The following is a 20,410-nucleotide window of genomic DNA, read 5'->3' as shown; positions in this document are numbered from 1 at the left end:
CATGATCGGCGGCGAGAGATCGTCACCTGCCGCCGGAGCGTCGCCTGTAGCGCAAGGTCTTCACCGCGTTTCCCCGGATTAGTCCTGTCACCATAAGATGTCCATGCCTGATACCGTCCCTGCAGCCCCGGCCAGAAAACTGTCGATCGAACTGCTGATGTTCGCCGCTATCGGCGCCACCTTGCTGGTGCTGCTTCTGGTCGCCTTCCTTGCCCTTAAAAACGAGAAGCAGCCGTCGCCGGATGCGATTGTCATCCAGGCCAGCATTTTTCTTCTCTTTGTTTTTTTTGCCGTGCTGGCGGTGCCGGTCTGGCGCCGAATCCGTGCACTGCCGGGCGGCGTCCTTGGCCTGCAACCGCGGCCGTTGTTGCAGGCCGGGGCGCTGCAACACGCCATCTTCAACAGCATCAATTTTTCCTTGATTGCGACCGACGCCAGAGGGGTGATCCGGATCTTCAACCCTGGCGCGGAGCGCATGCTCGGTTACGCGGCAGCCGAGGTGATCGACAAGATCACGCCAGCCGGTATCTCCGACGCGGACGAACTGGTAGCCCGGGCAGAGGCATTGAGCCTTGAATGGGGTTCGCAGATCGAGCCCGGCCTGGCGGCCCTGGTCTACAAGGCATCGCGCGGCATCGAAGACATTTATGAACTGACCTACATCCGCAATGATGGCACCCGCTTCCCGGCGATCGTATCGGCCACCGCCCTGCGCAGCGAGGAGGGCAATATCATTGGCTACCTGCTGATCGGTACCGACAACACGGCGCGCAAGCGGGTCGAAGCGAGGCAGGCCGTGCTCGACCAGCGCTTGCGCGACCAGCAGCACGCGCTCCAGCAAAACAATATCGAACTGGAGGCCGCCCGGGCAGCCGCGGAAAAAGCCAACCTTGCGAAATCCGAATTCCTCTCCAGCATGAGCCATGAGTTGCGCACCCCGCTCAACGCCATACTCGGTTTTGCCCAACTGATGGAGTCGGACACGCCGCCACCTTCCTCCGGTCAACAGCAGTCGATCATCCAGATCCTGCAAGCAGGCTGGTACCTGCTTCGCCTGATCAACGAGATCCTGGATCTGGCGATGATCGAATCCGGGAAGGTCACCATTTCGCAGGAGTCGATGTCGCTGACGGATGTGCTCGAGGATTGCCAGGCGATGTTCGAGCCGCAGGCGCAAAAGCGTGGCATCCAGATGCACTTTCCCCGCCTCCACGACCCGATCTTCGTCCATGCCGACCGGACCAGGGTCAAGCAGGTGATGATCAACCTGCTGTCGAATGCGATCAAGTACAACCGGATGGATGGCACGGTCACGGTTGAATGCAATCCGGCCGCTGAAAGCCGGATACGTGTGAGTGTGCGCGACACCGGCGCGGGTCTCGCACCCGAGCAGTTGGCGCAACTGTTCCAGCCATTCAACCGGCTCGGGCAGCAGGCCAGCACGGAGGAGGGCACCGGTATAGGCCTGGTCGTCACCAAGCAGCTGGTCGAGCTGATGGGCGGCGCCATCGGCGTGGAAAGCACCGTCGGAGGCGGCAGCCTGTTCTGGATCGAGCTGCCAGTGTCGACTGCACCGGAGCTGGTGTTCGGAGCCGACCATATGCTGCCGGTTGGCGCCGACCTGGCGCCTTCGCTGCCGGCAGGACAGCAGCGCACCTTGCTCTACGTCGAGGACAATCCGGCGAACCTGGCACTGGTCGAGCAGCTGATCGGCCGCCGCAGCGACCTGAAGCTGCTGACAGCGACAGACGGACACATGGGAATCGCGATCGCGCAAGGGGCCCAGCCCGACGTCATCCTGATGGACATCCACCTGCCCGGCATCAGCGGATTTGGCGCATTGAAAGCGCTGCGCGCCGACCCGGCGACAGCGGATATTCCGGTCATTGCGCTGTCGGCAAACGCCGTCCCGAGCGACATCAAGCGGGGAATGGACGCAGGCTTCTTCCGCTACCTGACCAAACCGATCAAGGTCGTGGAACTGATGGAAGCGCTGGATGTAGTGCTTGAAAATACAGGGGAAGACCGCCGCTCCGCGATGTTGGCGCCGGCGGCAAATGCTGGTGAACGCCGTGAGACTTCCATGAAAGAACATGATGATTAAGCCCTCCGAAATACTGAATGCCAGGATCCTGATCGTCGACGACCAGCAAGCCAACGTGATGCTGCTGGAAAAAATGCTGCACAACGTCGGCTACACGCAAATCGCGACGACCATGGATCCGCATTCGGTCTGTCCGATGCACCTGGAGCACCGCTACGACCTGATCTTGCTGGATTTGCAGATGCCGGGCATGGACGGGTTCGAGGTCATGGAGGGTCTGAAGGAAATCGAGCCCGACTACTTGCCGGTACTGGTCATCACGGCGCAGCCCGGCCACAAGCTGCGCGCGCTGAATGCGGGGGCCAGGGATTTCGTCAGCAAGCCCTTCGACCTGGTCGAGGTACAGATGAGAATCCGCAACATGCTGGAGGTCCGGCTGCTGTACCGCAAGCTGGCCGACTACAACCGGCTGCTGGAGAAGACGGTGCAGGAACGCACGGCCGAGCTGCGCGAAAGCGAAGCACGTTTCAGGAGCTTTACCGAACTCTCTTCGGATTGGTACTGGGAGCAGGACGCGCAGGGGAAATTCACCAATGTCTCGGGCCCGGTGTTCGAGATGCTCGGCATAGGCGAGGGCGACCGGCCGGGCGAATCCGCTGCCGTGGCCGAACGCAATGCCATCGCGCGGGCGCAGCTGGACGCCAACATTGCGGCGCGACAGCCTTTCGTCGATCTGATCTACACCCACAGCAATGCCGACGGCAGCACGCAGGTGCTGCAGGTCAGCGGCGAACCGGTGTTCGACTCAGCCAGCCGCTTTGCCGGCTATCGCGGCATCGGGATCGACATTACCGAACGCGCAGTGCCCCACCAGTCGTAAGGCTTGTAGCAAGATGTGCGGGAACAGCTGGCGCAAATAGCGTTGAGGGAAGAATCCTGGCCGCAGCGCCAGCACTCACGGCCGGGCCCGCACATGTCCGGCTAGCGCGCGCGAGACCTTGTCAGCGCTTTCCTTCAAAGCCTCACCGAGCGCCTTGATGGCGGTCTTGTCGAGCTGGCCGCTGAAGCCGACCGCGCTGATTGCCATGACAGGCCGCTCGCTTTCATCGAGAACGGCGGCGGAAACAGTCGTGACGCCTTTGACATAGCTGCCGCTGTCGACGGCATAGCCCCGTTTGCGGACCTCTTCGATCTCGAGCAGATATTCGTCGAACGTGGGGCCGCTCTCCCAGCGCAGATTCTCGAAATGGAGACGAAGCTGCTCGGGTTCCAGGCGCGAATAGGCCGCCATGCAGCGCCCAAGGGCGGCGATATACATGGGCAAGCGTTGTCCGATGCTCATGTGAACCCGGATCGCGGCTTCATGGTCAGCCCGGTCGAGAAGTACGACGCGATCTCCGTGGGTTCGATGCCAAAGCGTCGCCGTGACACGATGATTGGCGGCGATTTGCTCCAGGAAGGGATGCACCATTCGCACGTAAGAGGACTGTTCCAGCGCTCCCTTGGCAAGTTCAACCAGGCCCAGCCCTATGGTGTAGGTCTTGGTGGGATCATCGAAGTTGATCAAGCCTTCATGAGCAAGCGTCTTGAGCAGGTTGAAGCAGGTGCTGGAGTTCAGCTCCAGGTCACGCGCGATGCGCGTCACGCCAGCCGGCGTTCTTGTAGAGGCCAGATAGCGCAGGACAGCCAGTCCGCTGACCAGCGCCCCGACCGGCTTTTCAGGTGCATTCGTTTTGGACATGTTGATTCTGAAAATTGCGTAACTGACGTTAATGTAAGGCACATGCGGCCGGCGTGTGCCTTTCCCCAGCTACGGAAACCGGGAAGGCCCTTATTCCACCTTGATCCCCGCCGCCTGGACTACCGCCTTCCAGCGCTGTATGTCCTTGGCCAGCCATTGCCTGGACTGCTCCGGCGAATCAGCTACCGCTTCAAGACCTTCATTGCGTAGCCATTGCGTCATGTCGGCTGACTTCAGGATGGCAACGAATTCAGCATTCAGCAGCCGGACGATGGCGGCGGGCGTCTTTGCCGGCACATAAAGTCCATACCAGACCGAGGCGTCGAATCCCGGCAAACCGGTTTCTGCCACGGTCTGCATCTCGGGCCACAGATCGGTGCGGCGCGCAGTGGTCACGGCCAGCGCGCGCAATTTGCCCGCCTCGGCAAATTTCTTTGCGGTCGCCAGCGGGTCAATCACCAGCTGCACGTCGTTGGCCATCGCGGCCGTCAGCGCGGGCCCGGCGCCCTTGTAGGGAACGTGCACAATCTGGATTCCAGCCGCTGCCTTGAATTGCTCGCTGGCCAGATGTACCGAGGTGCCCGTGCCTGGCGTGCCGAAGTTGAGCTTGCCAGGATTGGCCTTGGCATAGGCGATCAGCTCCGCGACAGACTTCACCGGCAATTGCGGGCTTACCAGCACGGCAAACGGGCCCATCACTGCCGTGCTTATCGGCGCGAGGTCGCGCAACACGTCATAGGGAAGATTGCGCTTGAGGGATGGTTCCGTGGCAATCGCTCCGCTGTGCAGCAGCACGGTAGTGCCATCGGGGTCGGCGCGCACCGTGGCCTCGGTTCCTAGCGAGCCGCCGGCGCCAGCCTTGTTCTCGACGATGACGGAGCGGCCAAGCCGCTGCCCCAGTCGCTGGGCCAGCGAGCGACCCAGGATGTCAGATGTGCCGCCGGCAGCGTAGGGCACGATGATGCGTATCGGCTTGCCAGCGGGGATCTCTTGCGCGTACACCGCCGGCAACGCAGGAATCATCAGGGCGGACAGGATGAGGCATTTGCGAAACATGGACATGTTGGTCTCCTTTATTGGTATTGAGCGAAGGGGCAGGCTCAGTCACTTAATTGACCGGCCCATTCGCATTTGCTTGCACAACAATTTTCGTGATCGCCAGCCGGGCGATTTCGTCAGCACTGAATCCCAGGCTTTCCAGCACCGTGTCAGTGTGTTCACCGATCGATGGCGGCCTGGCCGGCGAACTGTCGCCGGGCGGCAGTCCAGGCATGCGCACGGTGGGCAGCGTGCCGACTTCGTTCAGGTCGGTCGGGGTAAACAGCCGTTGCTCCAGGACTTGCGGGTCGTTCCGGTAGGCGTCGTATGTCAGGACTTCCTGATGGATCAGGTCGGCCGCACGCATCTTCGGCAGCCACCGGGCGGACGCTTGCTTGAGCAGTTCGGCAGAAATGACTTTTCTCAGTTCGCCCTGATGCTCGAAACGCGCAGCCGCTGTCGCAAAACGTGGATCAGTCAGCAGGTCGCTGCGGCCAATCAGGGAAATCAAGTCGGTGACATGCTCCTCCTTCATCGCTGACAAGGCGATGAAGCCGTCTGCCGTGCGGTAAATGCCGATCCCCGCAAATAACTCGCCGCTCAATGCGCCGCCCGTCAGTTCGTGCTCCGCGTATTTGTAGCCCTGCACCGCGGTGATGCTGTGCATCAGGCTCAGGTCGATGTACTGGCCGGCGCCGGTGCGCACCCGCTGGAACAGCGCCGCGACAATGGCGTTGCTGGCATAGATGCCGCTGATGATGTCGACCAGCGATATGCGCACTCGCACCGGCTCGACCATGTCCCCGGCCCCAAACGAGAAGCCGGTGTACGCCTGCACGGCCGCGTCAGTGGCTGGCCGGTCGATGTAGGGTCCTTTCTGTCCGAAGCCGGTTACCGATACGTAGATCAGCCGGGGATTCAGCGCCCGGACGCTCTCGTAGTCCAGACCCAGGCGCGCCATCACGCCGACGCGGTTGCTTTCGATCATCACGTCGGCATCGGCAATCAGCTTGAGCGCTATGTCGCGCCCGCCCGGCTGCTTCAGATCCGCGGCGAGGCTGCGCTTGCCACGATTGAAGGTGCCGAACAGTACGCTGGACTGGCCCCTGCGCGCGCCCAGCACGCGCAGCCAGTCGCCTGCCGGTGGCTCCAGCTTGAGTACATCAGCGCCCATTTCCGCCAGCAGGCAGGCGCCGTGTGGACCCGCGATTCCCTGACTGAAATCCAGCACCTTGACGCCGTCCAGCGCCTTGCTCAGCATGTTCATGTCTCGCTCCACTTCAATGATTGATGCCGCCCCTTGCCCCTTGACGATTGGCCATTGGCCATTGCCAATGCGGGATGGAGCGTGTTCCATTTTTTTTATGTCACTCCGGCCGCTGCGCCTGGCACACGCACGCTGCCAACGATGCGGTCGCCGCCGTCATCCTCGGCGCGGACCCACACGTCGTACACCCCGGGGGCATCCGGCCGTGCCTGGCCGCCGGCAACCAGGGTTTCACCCGGGCGCACAGGTTTGACGAAACGGATGTCCAGCTCGGACTGTTCAAATGCTGCGCTCCCCAGGCTGCGCTGCAAGGCCTGCCATATCAGCCCGATCGACATGGTGCCGTGCGCAATCACGCCGCCCATTGGGGTGCCTGACGCAAATTCGGGGTCGAGGTGGATGGGATTGAAGTCATTGGTCAGCTCGGCGTAGGCGGCGATCACTGCCGGTTCGATCTTCATGCGTACCGGGGACAGGATGTCGGGCAGGGTGCTCATCGGAGTCATCAGGCGGCCCATATCAGGCTCATGCAGCCAGTAAACAGCGCACGGCCGTCGTCGCCGCTTCCCTGGACGCGCAAATCAACGTAGAGCCGTTCCCGTTTGACTTGCTTGTCGACGCAGGACACGACCGTGCGCACCTGCTCGCCAGGCTGCGGCAAAGTGTCCAGCCTGAACTGCTGGCGCGCGTGCACATTGCCTGGTGGCCGTGGCGCGACTACGGTCAGGAAGGCGCGCATGGCGAGCACCATGGCAATGCTGGCGGCTTCGGCAGCGCTATTGGCGCCGTCGGCTGGCGCAGAGCCGAAAATGCGCTGCCATGCGTTCACCAGGTTCCGGTCGTATGCCTCGATGTGTTCGCCCAGCACGGCGCCGGCCTGAAAATCGGCGAAGGTGATGGCTTTCTTCATTCCAGCACCTGTGCTTCCGGCAAAGCCATGCCTTCAATCTCGCGGAAACCTATGCGCACCGACTGGCCAATTGCCAGCGGCGTTGCGCCGCCGCCGCGGACGTTGACCATCAGCCGAAAGCCCTCGCTCATGTCCACCAGGGCGATGATGTAGGGTGTCTCGTCCTTGAATGCCGGCGTCGGGGCGCGGTGCACCACGGTGTAACTCAGCACCCGGCCTTGGCCGCCGGAGCGGTGCCATTCCAGATCGGCATGCTGGCAGGCCGAGCAAAGCGAGCGCGGGATCAGCTGCACCTCGCCGCAGTGGGCGCAACGCTGGTAGCGTAGTTCGCCGGTGGCGCAGCCGTCCCAGAAATGTCGGGTGTCCGCAGTCGGACGGGGCAGGGGGCGGCTCATGTCAATTTACTCCCAGGACCAGTGAGCAATGGGCGGACAGGATCCCGCCATCCCCGTGCACGAACGCCAGACGCGCGCCGGGCACCTGGCGGGCATCGGCGCGGCCGCGCAATTGGTGCACGGCTTCGACGGCATGGAACATGCCCCCCGCCGCGCCAGAGTGCCCGTATGAAAGCAAGCCGCCGTGCGTGTTGCAGGGCAAGCTGCCGCCGAGGTCGAGCTCGCCGCGCATGGCGGCAGGCCCGGCCTCTCCGCGTTCGAAAAAGCCGATCGATTCAAGCTCGACCAGCAAGGTGATGGTGAACGAATCGTAGATCAGCGCAACGTCGATGTCCGCCGGCGTCAGCCCGGCGCGCGCAAACGCCGCGGCGGACGAGGCCTTGCAGCCAAAATCGGTCAGGCTGGGAGCGGAGATGATGTGCTCGTGCGTGTGGCCCTGGCCCGCGCCCAGGATTTCAATGGCAGTTCCACGCGTGTCAGCCGCCGCTGCGCGACTGCTGACAACCAGGGCGGCGCCGCCGTCGGATATCAGGCAGCAATCCAGCATGTGCAATGGCGAGGAAATTATCCTGGACGCCAGCACCTGCTCGATGGTGATCGGTTCGCGTTTATGGGCCTTGGGATGACGGCCGGCGTGCTGGCGGTGGGTCACGGCAATGGCTGCCAGCTGTTCCGGGGTCACGCCATATTCGTGCATGTAGTGCTGCGCCACCAGCGCATAGGAAGCCGGCACGCTGATGCCGAACGGGCGCTCGAACTGGGCATGCCCCACTTCGGAGAGCACGGCCACTGCGCCGTCACGCGTCATGCCGGTGAGCCTGTTATCGCCGGTGACCACCAGCACGTGCTGGCACTGCCCGCTGGCCACCAGCGCCGCAGCTTGCATGATCATGATGGCTGCGCTGGCGCCGCCGGCCTGGATCGAGGTGCAGTAACCCGGGTGAATCCCGAGGTACTCGCAGAATACCGATGCCAGCATCAGGTGCGGCTCGGTGAACGAATAGGCGCACAGCACGCCATCGATATCGGCCAGCGTCAAGCCTGCGTCGGCCACTGCCCCCATCGCCGCTTGCGCGTGCAAGCCCATGCAACTGCTGCCGGCCAGTTCACCGACTTCGGTGTCGCAGGCGCCGGTGATGAAGGCGTCCATGCTCATGGCTTGAATCCCATGTCGCGGGCAATGATGTTGCGCTGGACCTCGCTGGTGCCTTCCCCAATCACATAGACGAAGGCGTCGCGGTGGATGCGCCCCACCGGATATTCGCGCATGATGCCGGCGCCGCCGTGGATGCGAATGGCTTGTTCGCTGACGGCCAGCGCGGTTTCGCTGGCGATGAGTTTCACGCGCGCAGCGGTGGCCGCATCGAGAGTGCCCTGGTCCACGCGCCATGCGCCGTAGTAGACCATCCATTTGGCGGCCTCGATCTGCGCCGCCATGTCAGCCAGCTTGTGGGCAATCGCCTGGTAGTCGCCGATGCGCTTGTTGGCCACGATGCGATCGCTGGCATAGGCTTTGGCGGCGTCAAAGGCGGCGCGCGCCATGCCAAGTGCGTTGGCCGCCACGCCAACCCGGTTTTCGCTCAGGCACTCCAGGATCACCGGGTAGGTGCCTTCAATGCCGCCCAGCAGGCACTCATCGGGCACGAACGCGTCTTCGATGTGGATGAGTCCGGTTTCCGAGGCGCGAATGCCTTCCTTGCGCAGCTTGTGGACCTCGAACCCCGGATTGGGCAAATCCACGATGAACAGGCTGATCGATTCCGGCTTCAGCTCGGGCCGGGTGCGTGCGGCGACCAGCAGGAAATTGGCAAATGGGGCGTTGGTGATATAGAGCTTGCTGCCGTTTAGCTTCCAGCCGCCGTCAACGCGCTCAGCGCGCGTCTTCAGGGCGCGCACGTTGGAGCCGCCGTCGGGCTCGCTCAGGCCAAAGCCCGCCACCTTTTCACCCGTGAGGGCTGGCTTGAAATAGTTCTCGCGCTGCCAGGGCGTGCCGACCTTCCAGATCGGCCATATGCCCAGATGGGAATGGGCCGACCAGCTGGTGGCAAACGCCTGGCTCATGTAGCTCAGTTCTTCCCGCACGATGCAGTCGGAAACCTTGTCCATGCCGGTGCCGCCATCGCGTTCCGGATAGCGAACGCCGATCAAGCCAAGCTCGCCCCATCGCTGGAACACATGGCGCGGAAACACCTCGTTTTCTTCGGCATCGTCGACCAGCGGCGACAACTCTTCCTGGCACAGGCGCCGTACCGTGTCGCGCACAGCCTCATGCTCGCTGGAAAACTGGAATGAAAGCGCCATCTTGTCTCCTTAAAATGCTTTTTCTATTCTCTATGCCGAATATCATTCGCTGTAAGAAATGATATGACGGGGGCGTTTCGCTTGTCAAGCGATCGCCGGCAGGCGCTGCGCCCGGCCGGCGTGTTGGTCTGGTTTGAACGCAGGCTTCGAAACATTGAACTGGTTGCCATGCAAGGGCACTCCTATACTCGCCGTCTTTGATTGCGCAAGCGAGAGACGGCATGCTCCAAACAGCCCTTCGAGGCATCAAGGTCCTGGATTTATCCCGCATATTGGCGGGACCCTGGTGTACGCAGAACCTGGCCGACCTCGGCGCCGAGGTGACCAAGGTGGAACACCCCACGCGCGGCGACGATACCCGCGGCTGGGGGCCGCCGTACCTGGAATCCGAACAAGGCGAGCACAGGCTGTCGGCCTATTTCGTGTGCTGCAATCGCGGCAAGCGTTCGGTTGCGGTGGACTTTGCAAGCCCCGAGGGGGCGGCTGTCATTCGCGAGCTGGCCAGGGACGCCGATGTGCTGGTCGAAAATTTCAAGCCGGGCACCTTGAAGCGCTATGGACTTGATTACGAATCGCTGAAAGCCGCCAACCCGCGCCTGATCTATCTGTCCATTACGGGATTCGGACAATCAGGGCCGATGTCCGACAAGCCGGGATACGACTACGTGTTCCAGGGCATGGGTGGCTTGATGAGTTACACCGGCCAGCCGGATGGCGAGCCGGGGGCGGGGCCGCTGCGCACCGGGGTCGCGGTAGTGGACCTGACAACCGGCATGTATGCCACTTCCGCGGTGCTGGCAGCGCTGTTCCGGCGCTCCACGACGGGCGAAGGGGGATGCATCGACCTGGCCTTGCTCGATGTTGCGGTTGCCTTGAATGCCAATCAGGGCGCGAACTATCTGGCCTCGGGGGTTAATCCGCCGCGTTCCGGCAATGCGCATCCGAACTGCGCGCCGTATGAAGTGTTCCGCTGCGCCGATGGCCATCTGATCCTGGCGATTGGAAACGATGGTCAGTTCCAGCGCTTCTGTGACGTGGCTGGCGCGCCGGCCCTGGCGGCCGACCCTCGTTTTGCCACCAATTCGAACCGGATCATCAATTTGCGGGTACTGCGCGAGATTCTTGCCAACCTGTTCGTGCAACGCAATCGGGACGACTGGACCCGGGCCTTCGATGCCGCCGGTGTTCCGTGGGGGCCGATCAACACGCTGGATGATGTTTTCCAGGATCCGCAGGTGCAGCACCGGCAGCTTGTGAAAGTGGTCGCCCATCCGGTCATGGGCGCAATCCGCATGGTGCGCAACCCCATGCTCAGTGGCGTCGCTGACGCCGCCGCGCCGATCGCGCCTCCTCCCATGCTGGGCGAGCACACGCAACAGGTTCTGGGGTCGCTGGCCCAGCAGGTTCAATGACAGGTTCAATGACGCGCCGTATCCGAATCAATCGCAACAAAGGAGACATGAATATGAAACATATGAAACTGACGAAAATATTTGCGGCCACTGCCGCATCGTTCTGCCTGATGGGTGCAAGCGGTGGCGCACACGCCGATCCCTCGTATCCCAACAAGCCGGTAAGGATCGTGGTCCCCTACGCACCGGGCGGCACCACTGACATCCTGGCCCGCATCGTGGGAAACAAGCTGGGCGCCATCCTGAAGCAGACCTTCATCGTCGAAAACCGTCCGGGCGCGGGCGGGGCGGTCGGCAGCTCTTTTGCAGCCAAGCAGCCGGCGGATGGCTACACCCTGGTCATGGTGGTGGAGAGTTCGCATGCGGTCAATCCGAATGTCTATGCCAAGACGCCCTACGATCCGGTGAAGGATTTCGACCCGATCAGCAACCTGGCGGACGTGCCCAACGTATTGGTAGTCAATCCCTCCTTCCCTGCCAGGGACCTGCCCGCACTGGTCAAGGAACTGAAGGCCAACCCGGAGAAGTACGCATTTGGCTCGTCGGGCAACGGCGGCCTGAGCCACATGAATGGCGAGCTGTTCCTAAAGACGACCGGAACCAAAATGCTGCACACGCCCTACAAGGGGCTCGGCCCGGCGTTGACCGACCTGATGGCTGGCCAGATCCAGGTCGTGTTCGACAATATTCCGTCGTCCTCGTCATTGATCCAGGCAAACCGGATTCGCCCGCTTGCCGTGGCCGCCAAGAAGCGCCTGAAGATCCTGCCCAATGTGCCGACCTACGCAGAAGCAGGCCTGGCGCCAATGAACAATCCTTCGTGGTTTGGCATCGGCGCGCCAGCCGGTACGCCGGCCCCAATTCTCGCGAAGCTCAACAGCGCAGTGAAGCAGGCGCTGGAGTCGCCAGACGTGGTGGAGGCAATCGAGAAGCAGGGCGCGATTCCCGATTACACGACGCGCAAGGAATTCGCCGACTTGATCAAGTCTTCCAACGATCACTGGAAGAAAGTGGTCATCGATATCAACTTCACCAAGCTGTGAGGGCAGGACAGATGAATACTGTTGACACGCTTACTCACGCTGCCGTGCAGATGGACGGCCATGTGGCCACGCTTACCATCTCGGGCGCCGGGTCGCTCAATATCCTGAGCACACCGGTAATGAAGGATCTGGTCCAGGCGCTGGAATTGCTGGCCACCAGGGACGACCTGCGGGTAGTGGTGCTGCGCGGCACCGGCGACAAGGGTTTCATCGGCGGCGCCGACATCGGCGAGATGGCAAGATTGACGCAGGAGAGCGGCGAGATTTTCATCTCCCTTCTGCGCAAATTCTGCGATGGCCTGCGCCATATGCCGGTACCCGTCATCGCCCGTCTGCCGGGCTGGTGCCTGGGCGGCGGGCTGGAAGTGGCGCTCGCTTGCGACATCCGGATTGCCTCCGAGGACGGCAGGTTCGGCATGCCTGAAGTCAAGGTAGGCATTCCGTCAGTCATTCATGCGGCTCTGCTGCCAAGATTGATCGGCAATTCACGCGCGAACTGGATGCTGCTCTCCGGCGAAATCGTGACGGCGCGGGAAGCACTGGACTGGGGCCTGGTAAATCGCCTGGTTCCGCCGCAGGACCTGGACCAGGAAGTGCGACGTGTGGCAGCAGTGCTGGCCGAGTGCGGCACGGCTGTCATGCGTCAGCAAAAGCGGCTCTTGCGCGAATGGGACGACCAGCCTCTCGATACATCCATCGAGCGCAGCGTCAGGGAATTCGGCGCCGCCTTCAATACCGGCGAGCCGCAGCGCTACATGAATGACTTCCTGGAGCGCAAGCGCGCAGCGAAATGAGGAAGGTTGCGGTCCGGCTGGCCGGCTAGTTCGGGCCCGCGCTATCCTATCCGGACTGCCCTTCCCGGGTTGCCGCCACACGTGGGTCGGCCAGCAGGAACTCGGCAAACGCAGCGGCAAATGACGGCAACTCCTCCTCGGCGCGGACCACCATCGACAGCTTGCGCAAGGCCCACGGCTCGCGCAGATCGAGCGCGGCTACTCGCGCCGTGTCCAGTGCAGAGGCGACGACGCTGAAGGGAATCAGCGCCACCCCGACGCCTTGTTCCACCAAGGTCAGGACAGTGTCAAAGCTGTTGGCGTGAAGCCGCACGTTGAGCTGCTTGCCGGTATCCTGGGCCGTATCGCGCAGGAACAGGAAATTGCTGCTGGAGCGTCCGGTGCAGACGAAATCGAAATCCAGCGCTTCTCCGAAACGTATTTCGGCTTTTCTGGCCAGCGGATGCCCGATGGGTACCGCCAGGACCAGCTTGTCCACCGCATAGCGCCAGGATTTCAGCCCCGGTATATCGATATCTCCGGCCATGATGCCGATGTTTGCTTCGTGCGCTGCAATCGCCCCGGGTATGGACTGGCTGGTTCTCTCCTCCAGATCGATGTTGACGTTCGGATGGGCAACCAGGAACCGGCTCAGGCTGGGTACCACGAAGCCATTCAATGAACTGCTGTTTGCCAGCAGCCTGATCTGCCCTTTCAGGCCGGCCGAAAACCGGCCGACCTCGCCGTGCATCCGTTCCAGGCCCGCCAGCAGTTGGCGCACATGCGCCACCAGGATTTTTCCTGCCGGCGTGACGTCCATTCCCCGCGGCGTGCGGACGAACAGCGCAGTTCCCAGCGCGTGCTCGAGGTTTTTCAGGCGATAGCTGCCAGACGACGCGGTGATGTGGACGCTGGATGCGCCGTTGGAGAGGTTTCCTGCTTCGGCAATGGCGAGGAAAAGCTTCAGGTCGGTCAGGTCATAGGACATGGAATGCTCGAGCGGGGGAGTGACAGGCGCATCCGGTTCCAGATCGAAATTCCGACTGTCCTGATGCGCCTGTTGGGCGCATGTTCCAGAGATCTTAACCGCATCCCGGCCATTCTGATGCGCCCGGCCCCGGCTCTATCACCGCTGCCAATGAATCCGGGCTATTGAAGCTTTATATCGGCTTTCTTGATGGCCGCCTGGTAGCGCTCGCTTTCAGCCTGGGTAAATGCCTTGAACTGATCGCTGCTCATGGGCCGCGCCTGCATTCCCTGGTCTGCCAGCAGTTTCTGCGTTTCCGGGTTCTGCAGCGCCCTGGCAAGCAGTTCATTCAGCTTCTTGACCCGATCGGCCGGCACGTCGCTGCGCACCCACAAGCCTATCCAGGTCTGCGATGAATATTGCGGCAACTTCGCTTCGGCGAAGGTCGGCACATCGGGCAGCACCGCGCTGCGCTTGTCGCCGGTGATGGCGATAGCTTTGACCTTGCCGGACTTGATGTGTTGCGCCACGATGCCGATATCGCCCAGCGTGGCATCGACTTCACCGCTCAGGACCGCCAGCGTGGAGGGGGCAGCGCCCTTGTAGGCCACGTGCGTCATGTCGAGCTTGGCCAGCTGCTTCAGGATTTCAAATCCGACATGGCCGGATGAGCCGTTCCCGAACGAGGAGAAAGTCGCTGCACCTTGCTTGTTGCGAGCCCAGTCGATGAACTCGGAGAGCGTGTTGGCCGGGACCTTGGCGCTCACCACCAGCACGTGCGGGTTGCTCGCCAGCAGGGTCACAGGCTGGAAATCCTTTGCCGGGTCAAACGGCAGTTTCATCAGGTGTGGATTGATGACGAAGCTGGCTGCGGAGACGAGGGCGGCGTAGCCGTCTGCCGGTTTGCCGAGCACCGCCTGGGCACCGATCACGGTTGCGCCGCCAGGACGGTTGTCGACGACCACGCTCTTTCCGGTGTCGGCGCTGATCGCTTTCCCGAGGGAACGTGCCAGCAGGTCGGCAGTGCCGCCCGGCGCGTAGGGAACTACCAGTGTCACGGGTTGCGCCGGATATGCTTCCTGGCTGAATGCGGGTACCGCGGCCAGGGACAGCATTCCCATGGCGAGGATGAATTTTTTCATGATGATCTTCATTCAAGTTGGATCGTGAAATGAGAGCGGGCACCTGCCATTGCTGGTGGTGCCCGCCTTTGCTACAAAACTTCCTTGCGTACCGTGTTGCGCAGGATGCCTACGTCGCTGACTTCCACTTCGACGATGTCGCCATCCTTGAGGAACACCTGGGGATTTCGCCGGAATCCGACCCCGCCCGGCGTTCCGGTGACAATCACGTCGCCTGGCTCCAGCGTCGTGAAGGTGGAGATGAAGCTGATCAGCCGTGCAACCGGAAAGGTCATCAGGTCCGTCGTCGTGCGTTGCATTTCCTGGCCATTCACGCGCGTCACCAGGCTCAGTACGCGGTCTGCCGGCAGCTCGTCGGCGGTGACCATCCAGGGTCCGAACGCTCCCGTTTGCGGGAAATTCTTCCCTGGCGTCCACTGCGTGGTCCGCAGTTGCCAATCGCGAACCGAGCCGTCGTTGTAGCAGGCCGTGCCTGCCACATGGGACAAGGCCTGGTCCAGCGGAATGCGCCTGCCGCCAGTGCCGATCACGACCGCGATTTCACCTTCAAAATCAAAGTCGGCAGATTCATGCGGGCAGAGCAGGGGCTGTTCGTGACCTGTTTGCGACTCGGCAAAGCGCAGGAACAGGGCCGGGTCGCTGGTGTCCGGACGGCCGCCTTCGGTGCGATGCGCCTCATAGTTCAGGCCGGCGCAAATGATCTTGCCAGGATTGGGGATCACCGGCAGGAAGCTGATCTCGTCGAGGGAAAAGTCGGCTTCGCTGGCAGCGACCAGTTTCTCCAGGCGCGAAACTTGCCCGAGGGCGATCGCAGCCCGCAAATCCGGCGCCTCGGCTCCCAGGCGGGCGCCGAGGTCGCGAACACGCTTGCCTTCAACCGCGCCATAGCTTGAGCCTTGCGCTGACGTAAAAGACATCAGCTTCATGGTCAGCGTCCCGCGGTCGAGCAGCCGATATGGGCGATCGCCTGGATTTCGAGCAGGATTTCCGGCTTCGCGAGCGAGCTGACTTCGACCAGGGTGCAGGCCGGGAAGTCACCGCTGAAAAACTCTTCGCGGGCACGCCAGACTTCGGTGTTGTTGGCCATGTTCGTCACGAAAATGGTCAGCTTGACGACGTCATCCATCACGCCGCCCGCCTCGACGATCAAATCCTTGATCTTCTGGAACGTGACTTTGGCCTGCTCATATTCGCCGTTGCCGAGGATGGTGTTTCCGTCCGGCCCGCGGGCGGTCAGGCCCGAGGTGTATGCAACGTTGCCTACGACCAGGCAGTTCGACCAGCGCTTCGGTGCCGCTTCGGCGACTTTGGGGGAAATGATGCGTTTTTTCGGTTCGCTCATGAATAACTCCTCGAGTGGATAAAAAGGGGGGTGACGCTGCAAGCGCAGCGATCTGAGTCGGAATCAGTAATATATCACATGAAGTATCACTTGCTAGATCAGATGATCCGACCTAAAATTATTCCAAATCCTCAAGGCAAATCACATGTCCACCCCATCCCAGGCCGGCGACAGGCAGCGCAAGAACCCTCCTGCCGCCCGCACCGCAAGCCCATCCCTGACAGACGAGATTTACCAAATCCTGAAATGGCGCATCCTGAGCATGGAGATGGCACCAGGTACGCTGCTCAACGAACAAAGCCTGGTCGAATCGACCGGCTTTGGTCGCGCGCCTATCCACCAGGCGCTGCATCGCCTGCAATACGACGGACTGGTGGAAATACGCCCACGCAAGGGCGCCCAGGTGAAGACCTGGTCACCGCGCGACCTGGCTTACCTGATGGAAGCACGCCTGCCGCTCGAAACCGCGATGGTCCGCCTGGCCGCCGAGCGCGCCGAAGACCGCGATATCCGGACGCTGCGTGAAAAGCTGGATGGCGGACCCGCCTTGCTTGCGGCATCCGATCGTGAAGGGCTGATGCGCCTGGACCAGGAGTTTCACGAATCCCTGGCCCGATTCGCGCAAAGCCCGGTGCTTGCCGAACTCGTCGAAAACCTGCATCACCGCTCCTCGCTGCTCTGGTACTCACCGATTTCGGGACGCAAGGAATACGAAGTCGTCCTGCAGCAACACGAGCAAATCCTCGCCGCCGTTGAAAAACACGATCCCGATGAAGCGGCCCGCGCCATGTCGGACCACCTTTCAACCCTCAAATCCTCAGCAAAATGACCGCCGACCAACGCATCCACATCAAGTCGCCAATGGGCGAAATCCTGATCAGCCCGAAAGACCTTGATCCGGCGCGCTGGATCGACTTTCCCGACATCGGGCTGCGCCAATACCTGTACTGGGTTCACCCTGAAACCGGCGCCAGCATCGCCTTGCTGGAGTTTGCGGAAGGCGGCGGCATCCCGGTGCGCCACACCCACGCGTCGAACCAGTTCATGTACTGCATCGAGGGCGAATACGAATACACCACCGACAACCTGGTGCTGCGTCCCGGGGACTTCTACATGAATCCGAAGGACAACGCGCATGGCCCGACCGTGGCCCGCCAGCGCAGCCTGTTGATCGAGCTCTACGACGGCCGCCATTACTACGAAAAGCCCGAATACCACACGGACCAGACCATGGTCATCCCGGGTGGACAGGCCAGCTGACAGCATCGACGAAGCGACCACTACGATGAAAAAAGCCAAAGTGTCCGTCCGCGGACTCGTCAAGCGCTTCGGCACGACCACTGCCGCCGACAATATCGACCTCGACATCGAGGATGGCGAATTCCTGACCTTGCTCGGATCCAGCGGCTGCGGCAAGACCACCCTGATGCGCATCATCGCCGGCTTCGAGACCGCGGATGCGGGCACCGTGACCATCGATGGACGAGATGTGACCCACCTGCCGCCGCGGCAGCGTCGGCTGGGCATGGTGTTCCAGCAGTACTCGCTGTTCCCGCACATGACAGTCGGTGAAAACATCGGCTACGGACTGCGCGCACAGCGCGCTCCCGAACCCGATATCGAAAAACGCGTGACGGAAATGCTGGCGCTGGTGCAATTGCCGGACCTGCGCGACCGCAAGCCGGGACAGCTGTCGGGCGGACAGCAGCAGCGAGTGGCGCTGGCGCGTGCCCTGGCAACCCGTCCCTCGGTGCTGATGCTCGACGAGCCGCTGGGCGCACTCGACCTCAAGCTGCGGCGCCAGCTGCAGGCCGAACTCAAGCGCATCCATCGGGAAACCGGGACCACCTTCCTGTTCGTGACGCACGACCAGGAGGAGGCGCTGTACCTGTCCGACCGGGTGGCGGTGATGCGTGGCGGGAAGATCGAGCAACTGGCTTCGCCCCAGGACATCTACCTGCAGCCAGTCAACGAATTCGTGGCCGACTTTGTCGGCGACGTGGCTTTCATCGACGGCATCCATGATCCCGGACTCCGTGTCGTGATACTGCCGCAAGGCAGTGCCATACCGGCCCGGCTTGCGCTGCCCGCCGGCCCGGTGCGGCTGGCCGTGCGCCCGGAAAACGTGAAGATCGCCAGCCCTGGCGCCGACACTGTCCCCGGCGTCGTGATCCAGGTGGCGCACCAGACCGGCACCACCATTTACAACGTGCGGCTTGCCAGCGGCCAGGAGGTCAAGGTGCGTAGCCTCGGACTGGCAGGCGGCGTCGACAGTCCCGGGCAGGCAGTGCATTTGTCCTTCGCCGACTGTCACCTTGCTTTTGGAACCTGAAGCCATGTCCAGCCCCAACACCAGCAATGCCGTGCGCCAGGTGCCCTGGCTGGCGCTGCTGCCCGCGCTACTGTTGCTGACCGTACTCGTGGTCCTGCCGCTGGCCGACATGACCGTGATCAGCTTTCGCAGCGAGAGCTTCGGCCAGATCCAGCCCGGATTCGTGCTGCGCAACTACATTGAGTTGCTGACCAAGTCCAGCAACGTGACGCTGTTCGTCAATACCTTCCTGACCGCCACCGCCGTGACGCTGCTGTGCGTCCTGCTCGGTTTTCCGGTGGCAGCGGCTATCGCCCGCGCACCGGAAAAATGGCGCGGGATCCTGTACTTCCTGGTAGCGGCGCCGCTGCTGGTCAACACCGTGGTGCGTACTTACGGCTGGCTGCTGATCCTGGGACGCAAGGGCCTGGTGAACGAGGCCCTGCTCGGTGCCGGCTTGATCGACAGTCCGCTGGCGCTGACCGGGAACTATCTCGGCCTGATCATCGGCGGCACCCAGGTCTTCCTGCCCTTCATGATCCTGTCGCTGACCACTTCGCTGATGGGGATCGACCGGCGCTTGCTGGAAGCAGGAGACATTCTTGGCGCAGGCCCGGTGCGGGCCTTCTTCACCATCACGCTGCCGCTCGCGGTACCGGGCCTTATTGCCGGCTCGGTGCTGGTTTTCAGCCTGATGCTGGGCGCGTTCGTGACGCCGCTGATTCTGGGCGGAACTGCAATCAAGTACATCTCGGTTGCCGTGTACACCGATGCCTTGGTGCTGTTCAACCTGCCGCGAGCCACCGCGCTGTCGATGCTGCTGATGCTGGTGGTGCTGGCGGTCTATTTCCTTCAGAAGCGCCTTACACGTCAATAGGAGACCGGAGCATGCAAGCACAAAAAGCCTTCCGGTACATGGCCAACAGCATGGCGCTGCTGGTGTACCTGTTCCTGATCCTGCCCTTGCTGGTGGTGATCCTGTTCAGCTTCAGCGAACGTTCGTTCCTGCAATTTCCGCCGACCGGTTTTTCCCTGCGGTGGTACCAGGCCGCATGGGAATCCGGGCTGTTCCTTGGACCTGCCTTGCGCAGCTTCGGCCTCGCGATCGCGTCCACCGCAGTGGCAACCGCGCTGGCGGTGCCGGCGGCGCTGGCATTCAGGAAGCTGCCCGATGGGCGCTTGCGAGTCGCGCTGGAATTTTTCATGCTGTCGCCGCTGATCGTCCCCGGACTGATCATTGGCATTTCCTTGTTGTACGCTTTCAACCGGGCGCAGATCCTCGATACCTTTACTGCATTGCTGGCCGCGCATACCGTGATCGCTTTTCCCTTCATGTTCCGCGCCGTGCTGACCAGCGTACTGGGACTGCGCCAGGCGCTGACGGACGCGTCCGAGATCCTCGGAGCAAGTCCGGCCTATACGCTGCGCCACGTGGTGCTGCCGGGACTGGTTCCGGGGATCATTTCGGGTGCGATCTTCTCGTTCATCATCTCGCTCGACCAGTTCACGGTCAGCTTGTTCGTCACCCAGTCCGAGCAGATCGTGCTGCCGGTGGCGATCTACAAATACCTGTTTGACGTAAATGACCCTGTCGCGGCTGCTGTTTCCACAGTGCTGGTGGTGCTGGGACTGTTGATCGCGTTCGTGATCGACCGTCTCGGGTGGTTGCGCCATCTCGCAGGCACCGGCTCCTGAGCTTTCTTCCAACGCTGCATTCCGCTCTA

Annotated in this window: 22 protein-coding genes; 10 read left to right on the top strand and 12 right to left on the bottom strand. The window is 62.1% G+C overall.

Annotated elements, in window-relative coordinates:
- The first annotated feature begins 103 nt into the window (after nt 1–103).
- Nucleotides 104–2,104 carry a PAS domain-containing hybrid sensor histidine kinase/response regulator gene (locus tag FVE66_RS18440; protein ID WP_241673276.1) on the top strand — a complete coding sequence of 667 codons (2,001 nt, stop codon included), beginning with the start codon at nt 104–106 and terminating at the stop codon, nt 2,102–2,104.
- On the top strand, nt 2,097–2,924 hold the full coding sequence (locus FVE66_RS18435) for a response regulator (protein ID WP_151449017.1): 828 nt from the start codon (nt 2,097–2,099) through the stop codon (nt 2,922–2,924). The genes FVE66_RS18440 and FVE66_RS18435 overlap by 8 nt, the downstream gene beginning before the upstream one ends.
- A gap of 75 nt (nt 2,925–2,999) precedes the next feature.
- On the opposite strand, the gene FVE66_RS18430 is transcribed toward FVE66_RS18435, so the two are convergent.
- The 8 genes from FVE66_RS18430 to FVE66_RS18395 all read right to left on the bottom strand — a co-directional run bounded on the left by FVE66_RS18430 (nt 3,000) and on the right by FVE66_RS18395 (nt 9,696).
- Nucleotides 3,000–3,785 carry an IclR family transcriptional regulator gene (locus tag FVE66_RS18430; protein ID WP_151448937.1) on the bottom strand — a complete coding sequence of 262 codons (786 nt, stop codon included), beginning with the start codon at nt 3,783–3,785 and terminating at the stop codon, nt 3,000–3,002.
- A gap of 90 nt (nt 3,786–3,875) precedes the next feature.
- Nucleotides 3,876–4,847, bottom strand: a complete 972-nt coding sequence (locus FVE66_RS18425) for a tripartite tricarboxylate transporter substrate binding protein (RefSeq protein ID WP_151448936.1) — start codon at nt 4,845–4,847, stop codon at nt 3,876–3,878.
- Nucleotides 4,848–4,893: 46 nt separating this feature from the next.
- Nucleotides 4,894–6,090, bottom strand: coding sequence for a CaiB/BaiF CoA transferase family protein (locus tag FVE66_RS18420; RefSeq protein ID WP_241673275.1), 1,197 nt, complete (start codon nt 6,088–6,090; stop codon nt 4,894–4,896).
- Between the two features lie 95 nt (nt 6,091–6,185).
- A complete protein-coding gene (locus tag FVE66_RS18415; protein ID WP_241673274.1) occupies nt 6,186–6,587 on the bottom strand; it encodes a MaoC family dehydratase in 402 nt (133 codons plus the stop codon).
- 8 nt (nt 6,588–6,595) lie between these two features.
- The gene (locus tag FVE66_RS18410; RefSeq protein ID WP_151448935.1) at nt 6,596–7,000 is read right to left on the bottom strand and encodes a hypothetical protein; all 405 of its coding nucleotides are present in this window, start codon (nt 6,998–7,000) and stop codon (nt 6,596–6,598) included.
- Nucleotides 6,997–7,395, bottom strand: a complete 399-nt coding sequence (locus FVE66_RS18405; protein ID WP_151448934.1) for a Zn-ribbon domain-containing OB-fold protein — start codon at nt 7,393–7,395, stop codon at nt 6,997–6,999. Before FVE66_RS18405 ends, FVE66_RS18410 begins: the two co-directional genes overlap by 4 nt.
- A 1-nt stretch (nt 7,396) precedes the next feature.
- Complete coding sequence (locus FVE66_RS18400) at nt 7,397–8,551, bottom strand: thiolase family protein (RefSeq protein WP_151448933.1); 1,155 nt, start codon at nt 8,549–8,551, stop codon at nt 7,397–7,399.
- The gene (locus FVE66_RS18395; RefSeq protein ID WP_151448932.1) at nt 8,548–9,696 is read right to left on the bottom strand and encodes an acyl-CoA dehydrogenase family protein; all 1,149 of its coding nucleotides are present in this window, start codon (nt 9,694–9,696) and stop codon (nt 8,548–8,550) included. Before FVE66_RS18395 ends, FVE66_RS18400 begins: the two co-directional genes overlap by 4 nt.
- 221 nt (nt 9,697–9,917) lie before the next feature.
- Here FVE66_RS18395 and FVE66_RS18390 point away from each other — a divergent pair, with 221 nt between their 5' ends.
- The 3 genes from FVE66_RS18390 to FVE66_RS18380 all read left to right on the top strand — a co-directional run bounded on the left by FVE66_RS18390 (nt 9,918) and on the right by FVE66_RS18380 (nt 12,945).
- Nucleotides 9,918–11,108, top strand: coding sequence for a CaiB/BaiF CoA transferase family protein (locus FVE66_RS18390; RefSeq protein ID WP_151448931.1), 1,191 nt, complete (start codon nt 9,918–9,920; stop codon nt 11,106–11,108).
- Between the two features lie 62 nt (nt 11,109–11,170).
- On the top strand, nt 11,171–12,151 hold the full coding sequence (locus tag FVE66_RS18385) for a Bug family tripartite tricarboxylate transporter substrate binding protein (protein WP_151449014.1): 981 nt from the start codon (nt 11,171–11,173) through the stop codon (nt 12,149–12,151).
- An 11-nt stretch (nt 12,152–12,162) separates the two neighbouring features.
- Nucleotides 12,163–12,945 carry an enoyl-CoA hydratase gene (locus FVE66_RS18380; protein WP_151448930.1) on the top strand — a complete coding sequence of 261 codons (783 nt, stop codon included), beginning with the start codon at nt 12,163–12,165 and terminating at the stop codon, nt 12,943–12,945.
- A 46-nt stretch (nt 12,946–12,991) separates the two neighbouring features.
- On the opposite strand, the gene FVE66_RS18375 is transcribed toward FVE66_RS18380, so the two are convergent.
- From FVE66_RS18375 to FVE66_RS18360, 4 genes are all read right to left on the bottom strand, one after another.
- The gene (locus FVE66_RS18375; protein ID WP_151448929.1) at nt 12,992–13,912 is read right to left on the bottom strand and encodes a LysR substrate-binding domain-containing protein; all 921 of its coding nucleotides are present in this window, start codon (nt 13,910–13,912) and stop codon (nt 12,992–12,994) included.
- A 161-nt stretch (nt 13,913–14,073) separates the two neighbouring features.
- Complete coding sequence (locus FVE66_RS18370; RefSeq protein WP_161993338.1) at nt 14,074–15,033, bottom strand: Bug family tripartite tricarboxylate transporter substrate binding protein; 960 nt, start codon at nt 15,031–15,033, stop codon at nt 14,074–14,076.
- A gap of 71 nt (nt 15,034–15,104) precedes the next feature.
- The gene (locus FVE66_RS18365; protein ID WP_151448927.1) at nt 15,105–15,959 is read right to left on the bottom strand and encodes a fumarylacetoacetate hydrolase family protein; all 855 of its coding nucleotides are present in this window, start codon (nt 15,957–15,959) and stop codon (nt 15,105–15,107) included.
- Between the two features lie 2 nt (nt 15,960–15,961).
- Nucleotides 15,962–16,375 carry a RidA family protein gene (locus FVE66_RS18360; protein WP_151448926.1) on the bottom strand — a complete coding sequence of 138 codons (414 nt, stop codon included), beginning with the start codon at nt 16,373–16,375 and terminating at the stop codon, nt 15,962–15,964.
- A gap of 145 nt (nt 16,376–16,520) precedes the next feature.
- Between FVE66_RS18360 and FVE66_RS18355 the strand changes: the two genes are divergently transcribed.
- The 5 genes from FVE66_RS18355 to FVE66_RS18335 are packed head-to-tail and all read left to right on the top strand — an operon-like array spanning nt 16,521 to nt 20,381.
- Nucleotides 16,521–17,204 (top strand): GntR family transcriptional regulator, encoded by a 684-nt coding sequence (locus FVE66_RS18355; RefSeq protein WP_151448925.1) that lies wholly within the window; start codon nt 16,521–16,523, stop codon nt 17,202–17,204.
- A complete protein-coding gene (locus FVE66_RS18350) occupies nt 17,201–17,635 on the top strand; it encodes a cupin domain-containing protein (protein ID WP_151448924.1) in 435 nt (144 codons plus the stop codon). The genes FVE66_RS18355 and FVE66_RS18350 overlap by 4 nt, the downstream gene beginning before the upstream one ends.
- Nucleotides 17,636–17,660: 25 nt before the next feature.
- Nucleotides 17,661–18,707 carry an ABC transporter ATP-binding protein gene (locus FVE66_RS18345; protein ID WP_151448923.1) on the top strand — a complete coding sequence of 349 codons (1,047 nt, stop codon included), beginning with the start codon at nt 17,661–17,663 and terminating at the stop codon, nt 18,705–18,707.
- 4 nt (nt 18,708–18,711) lie between these two features.
- Nucleotides 18,712–19,563, top strand: a complete 852-nt coding sequence (locus FVE66_RS18340; RefSeq protein WP_151448922.1) for an ABC transporter permease — start codon at nt 18,712–18,714, stop codon at nt 19,561–19,563.
- An 11-nt stretch (nt 19,564–19,574) separates the two neighbouring features.
- Nucleotides 19,575–20,381, top strand: a complete 807-nt coding sequence (locus FVE66_RS18335) for an ABC transporter permease (protein WP_151448921.1) — start codon at nt 19,575–19,577, stop codon at nt 20,379–20,381.
- The last annotated feature ends 29 nt before the right edge of the window (nt 20,382–20,410 follow it).

Origin of the sequence: Lacisediminimonas profundi, from assembly GCF_008831265.1 — a bacterium.
In the GTDB taxonomy this organism is placed as follows: domain Bacteria; phylum Pseudomonadota; class Gammaproteobacteria; order Burkholderiales; family Burkholderiaceae_D; genus Lacisediminimonas; species Lacisediminimonas profundi.
This window is presented reverse-complemented; position numbering and strand designations above follow the sequence as displayed.

Excerpts from the sequence above, each read along its gene's own strand:
- FVE66_RS18440 (WP_241673276.1), top strand. The coding sequence starts at position 104 with ATGCCTGATACCGTCCCTGCAGCCCCGGCCAGAAAACTGTCGATCGAA.
- FVE66_RS18435 (WP_151449017.1), top strand. The coding sequence starts at position 2,097 with ATGATTAAGCCCTCCGAAATACTGAATGCCAGGATCCTGATCGTCGAC.
- FVE66_RS18430 (WP_151448937.1), bottom strand. The coding sequence starts at position 3,785 with ATGTCCAAAACGAATGCACCTGAAAAGCCGGTCGGGGCGCTGGTCAGC.
- FVE66_RS18425 (WP_151448936.1), bottom strand. The coding sequence starts at position 4,847 with ATGTCCATGTTTCGCAAATGCCTCATCCTGTCCGCCCTGATGATTCCT.
- FVE66_RS18420 (WP_241673275.1), bottom strand. The coding sequence starts at position 6,090 with ATGAACATGCTGAGCAAGGCGCTGGACGGCGTCAAGGTGCTGGATTTC.
- FVE66_RS18415 (WP_241673274.1), bottom strand. The coding sequence starts at position 6,587 with ATGAGCACCCTGCCCGACATCCTGTCCCCGGTACGCATGAAGATCGAA.
- FVE66_RS18410 (WP_151448935.1), bottom strand. The coding sequence starts at position 7,000 with ATGAAGAAAGCCATCACCTTCGCCGATTTTCAGGCCGGCGCCGTGCTG.
- FVE66_RS18405 (WP_151448934.1), bottom strand. The coding sequence starts at position 7,395 with ATGAGCCGCCCCCTGCCCCGTCCGACTGCGGACACCCGACATTTCTGG.
- FVE66_RS18400 (WP_151448933.1), bottom strand. The coding sequence starts at position 8,551 with ATGAGCATGGACGCCTTCATCACCGGCGCCTGCGACACCGAAGTCGGT.
- FVE66_RS18395 (WP_151448932.1), bottom strand. The coding sequence starts at position 9,696 with ATGGCGCTTTCATTCCAGTTTTCCAGCGAGCATGAGGCTGTGCGCGAC.
- FVE66_RS18390 (WP_151448931.1), top strand. The coding sequence starts at position 9,918 with ATGCTCCAAACAGCCCTTCGAGGCATCAAGGTCCTGGATTTATCCCGC.
- FVE66_RS18385 (WP_151449014.1), top strand. The coding sequence starts at position 11,171 with ATGAAACTGACGAAAATATTTGCGGCCACTGCCGCATCGTTCTGCCTG.
- FVE66_RS18380 (WP_151448930.1), top strand. The coding sequence starts at position 12,163 with ATGAATACTGTTGACACGCTTACTCACGCTGCCGTGCAGATGGACGGC.
- FVE66_RS18375 (WP_151448929.1), bottom strand. The coding sequence starts at position 13,912 with ATGTCCTATGACCTGACCGACCTGAAGCTTTTCCTCGCCATTGCCGAA.
- FVE66_RS18370 (WP_161993338.1), bottom strand. The coding sequence starts at position 15,033 with ATGAAAAAATTCATCCTCGCCATGGGAATGCTGTCCCTGGCCGCGGTA.
- FVE66_RS18365 (WP_151448927.1), bottom strand. The coding sequence starts at position 15,959 with ATGAAGCTGATGTCTTTTACGTCAGCGCAAGGCTCAAGCTATGGCGCG.
- FVE66_RS18360 (WP_151448926.1), bottom strand. The coding sequence starts at position 16,375 with ATGAGCGAACCGAAAAAACGCATCATTTCCCCCAAAGTCGCCGAAGCG.
- FVE66_RS18355 (WP_151448925.1), top strand. The coding sequence starts at position 16,521 with ATGTCCACCCCATCCCAGGCCGGCGACAGGCAGCGCAAGAACCCTCCT.
- FVE66_RS18350 (WP_151448924.1), top strand. The coding sequence starts at position 17,201 with ATGACCGCCGACCAACGCATCCACATCAAGTCGCCAATGGGCGAAATC.
- FVE66_RS18345 (WP_151448923.1), top strand. The coding sequence starts at position 17,661 with ATGAAAAAAGCCAAAGTGTCCGTCCGCGGACTCGTCAAGCGCTTCGGC.
- FVE66_RS18340 (WP_151448922.1), top strand. The coding sequence starts at position 18,712 with ATGTCCAGCCCCAACACCAGCAATGCCGTGCGCCAGGTGCCCTGGCTG.
- FVE66_RS18335 (WP_151448921.1), top strand. The coding sequence starts at position 19,575 with ATGCAAGCACAAAAAGCCTTCCGGTACATGGCCAACAGCATGGCGCTG.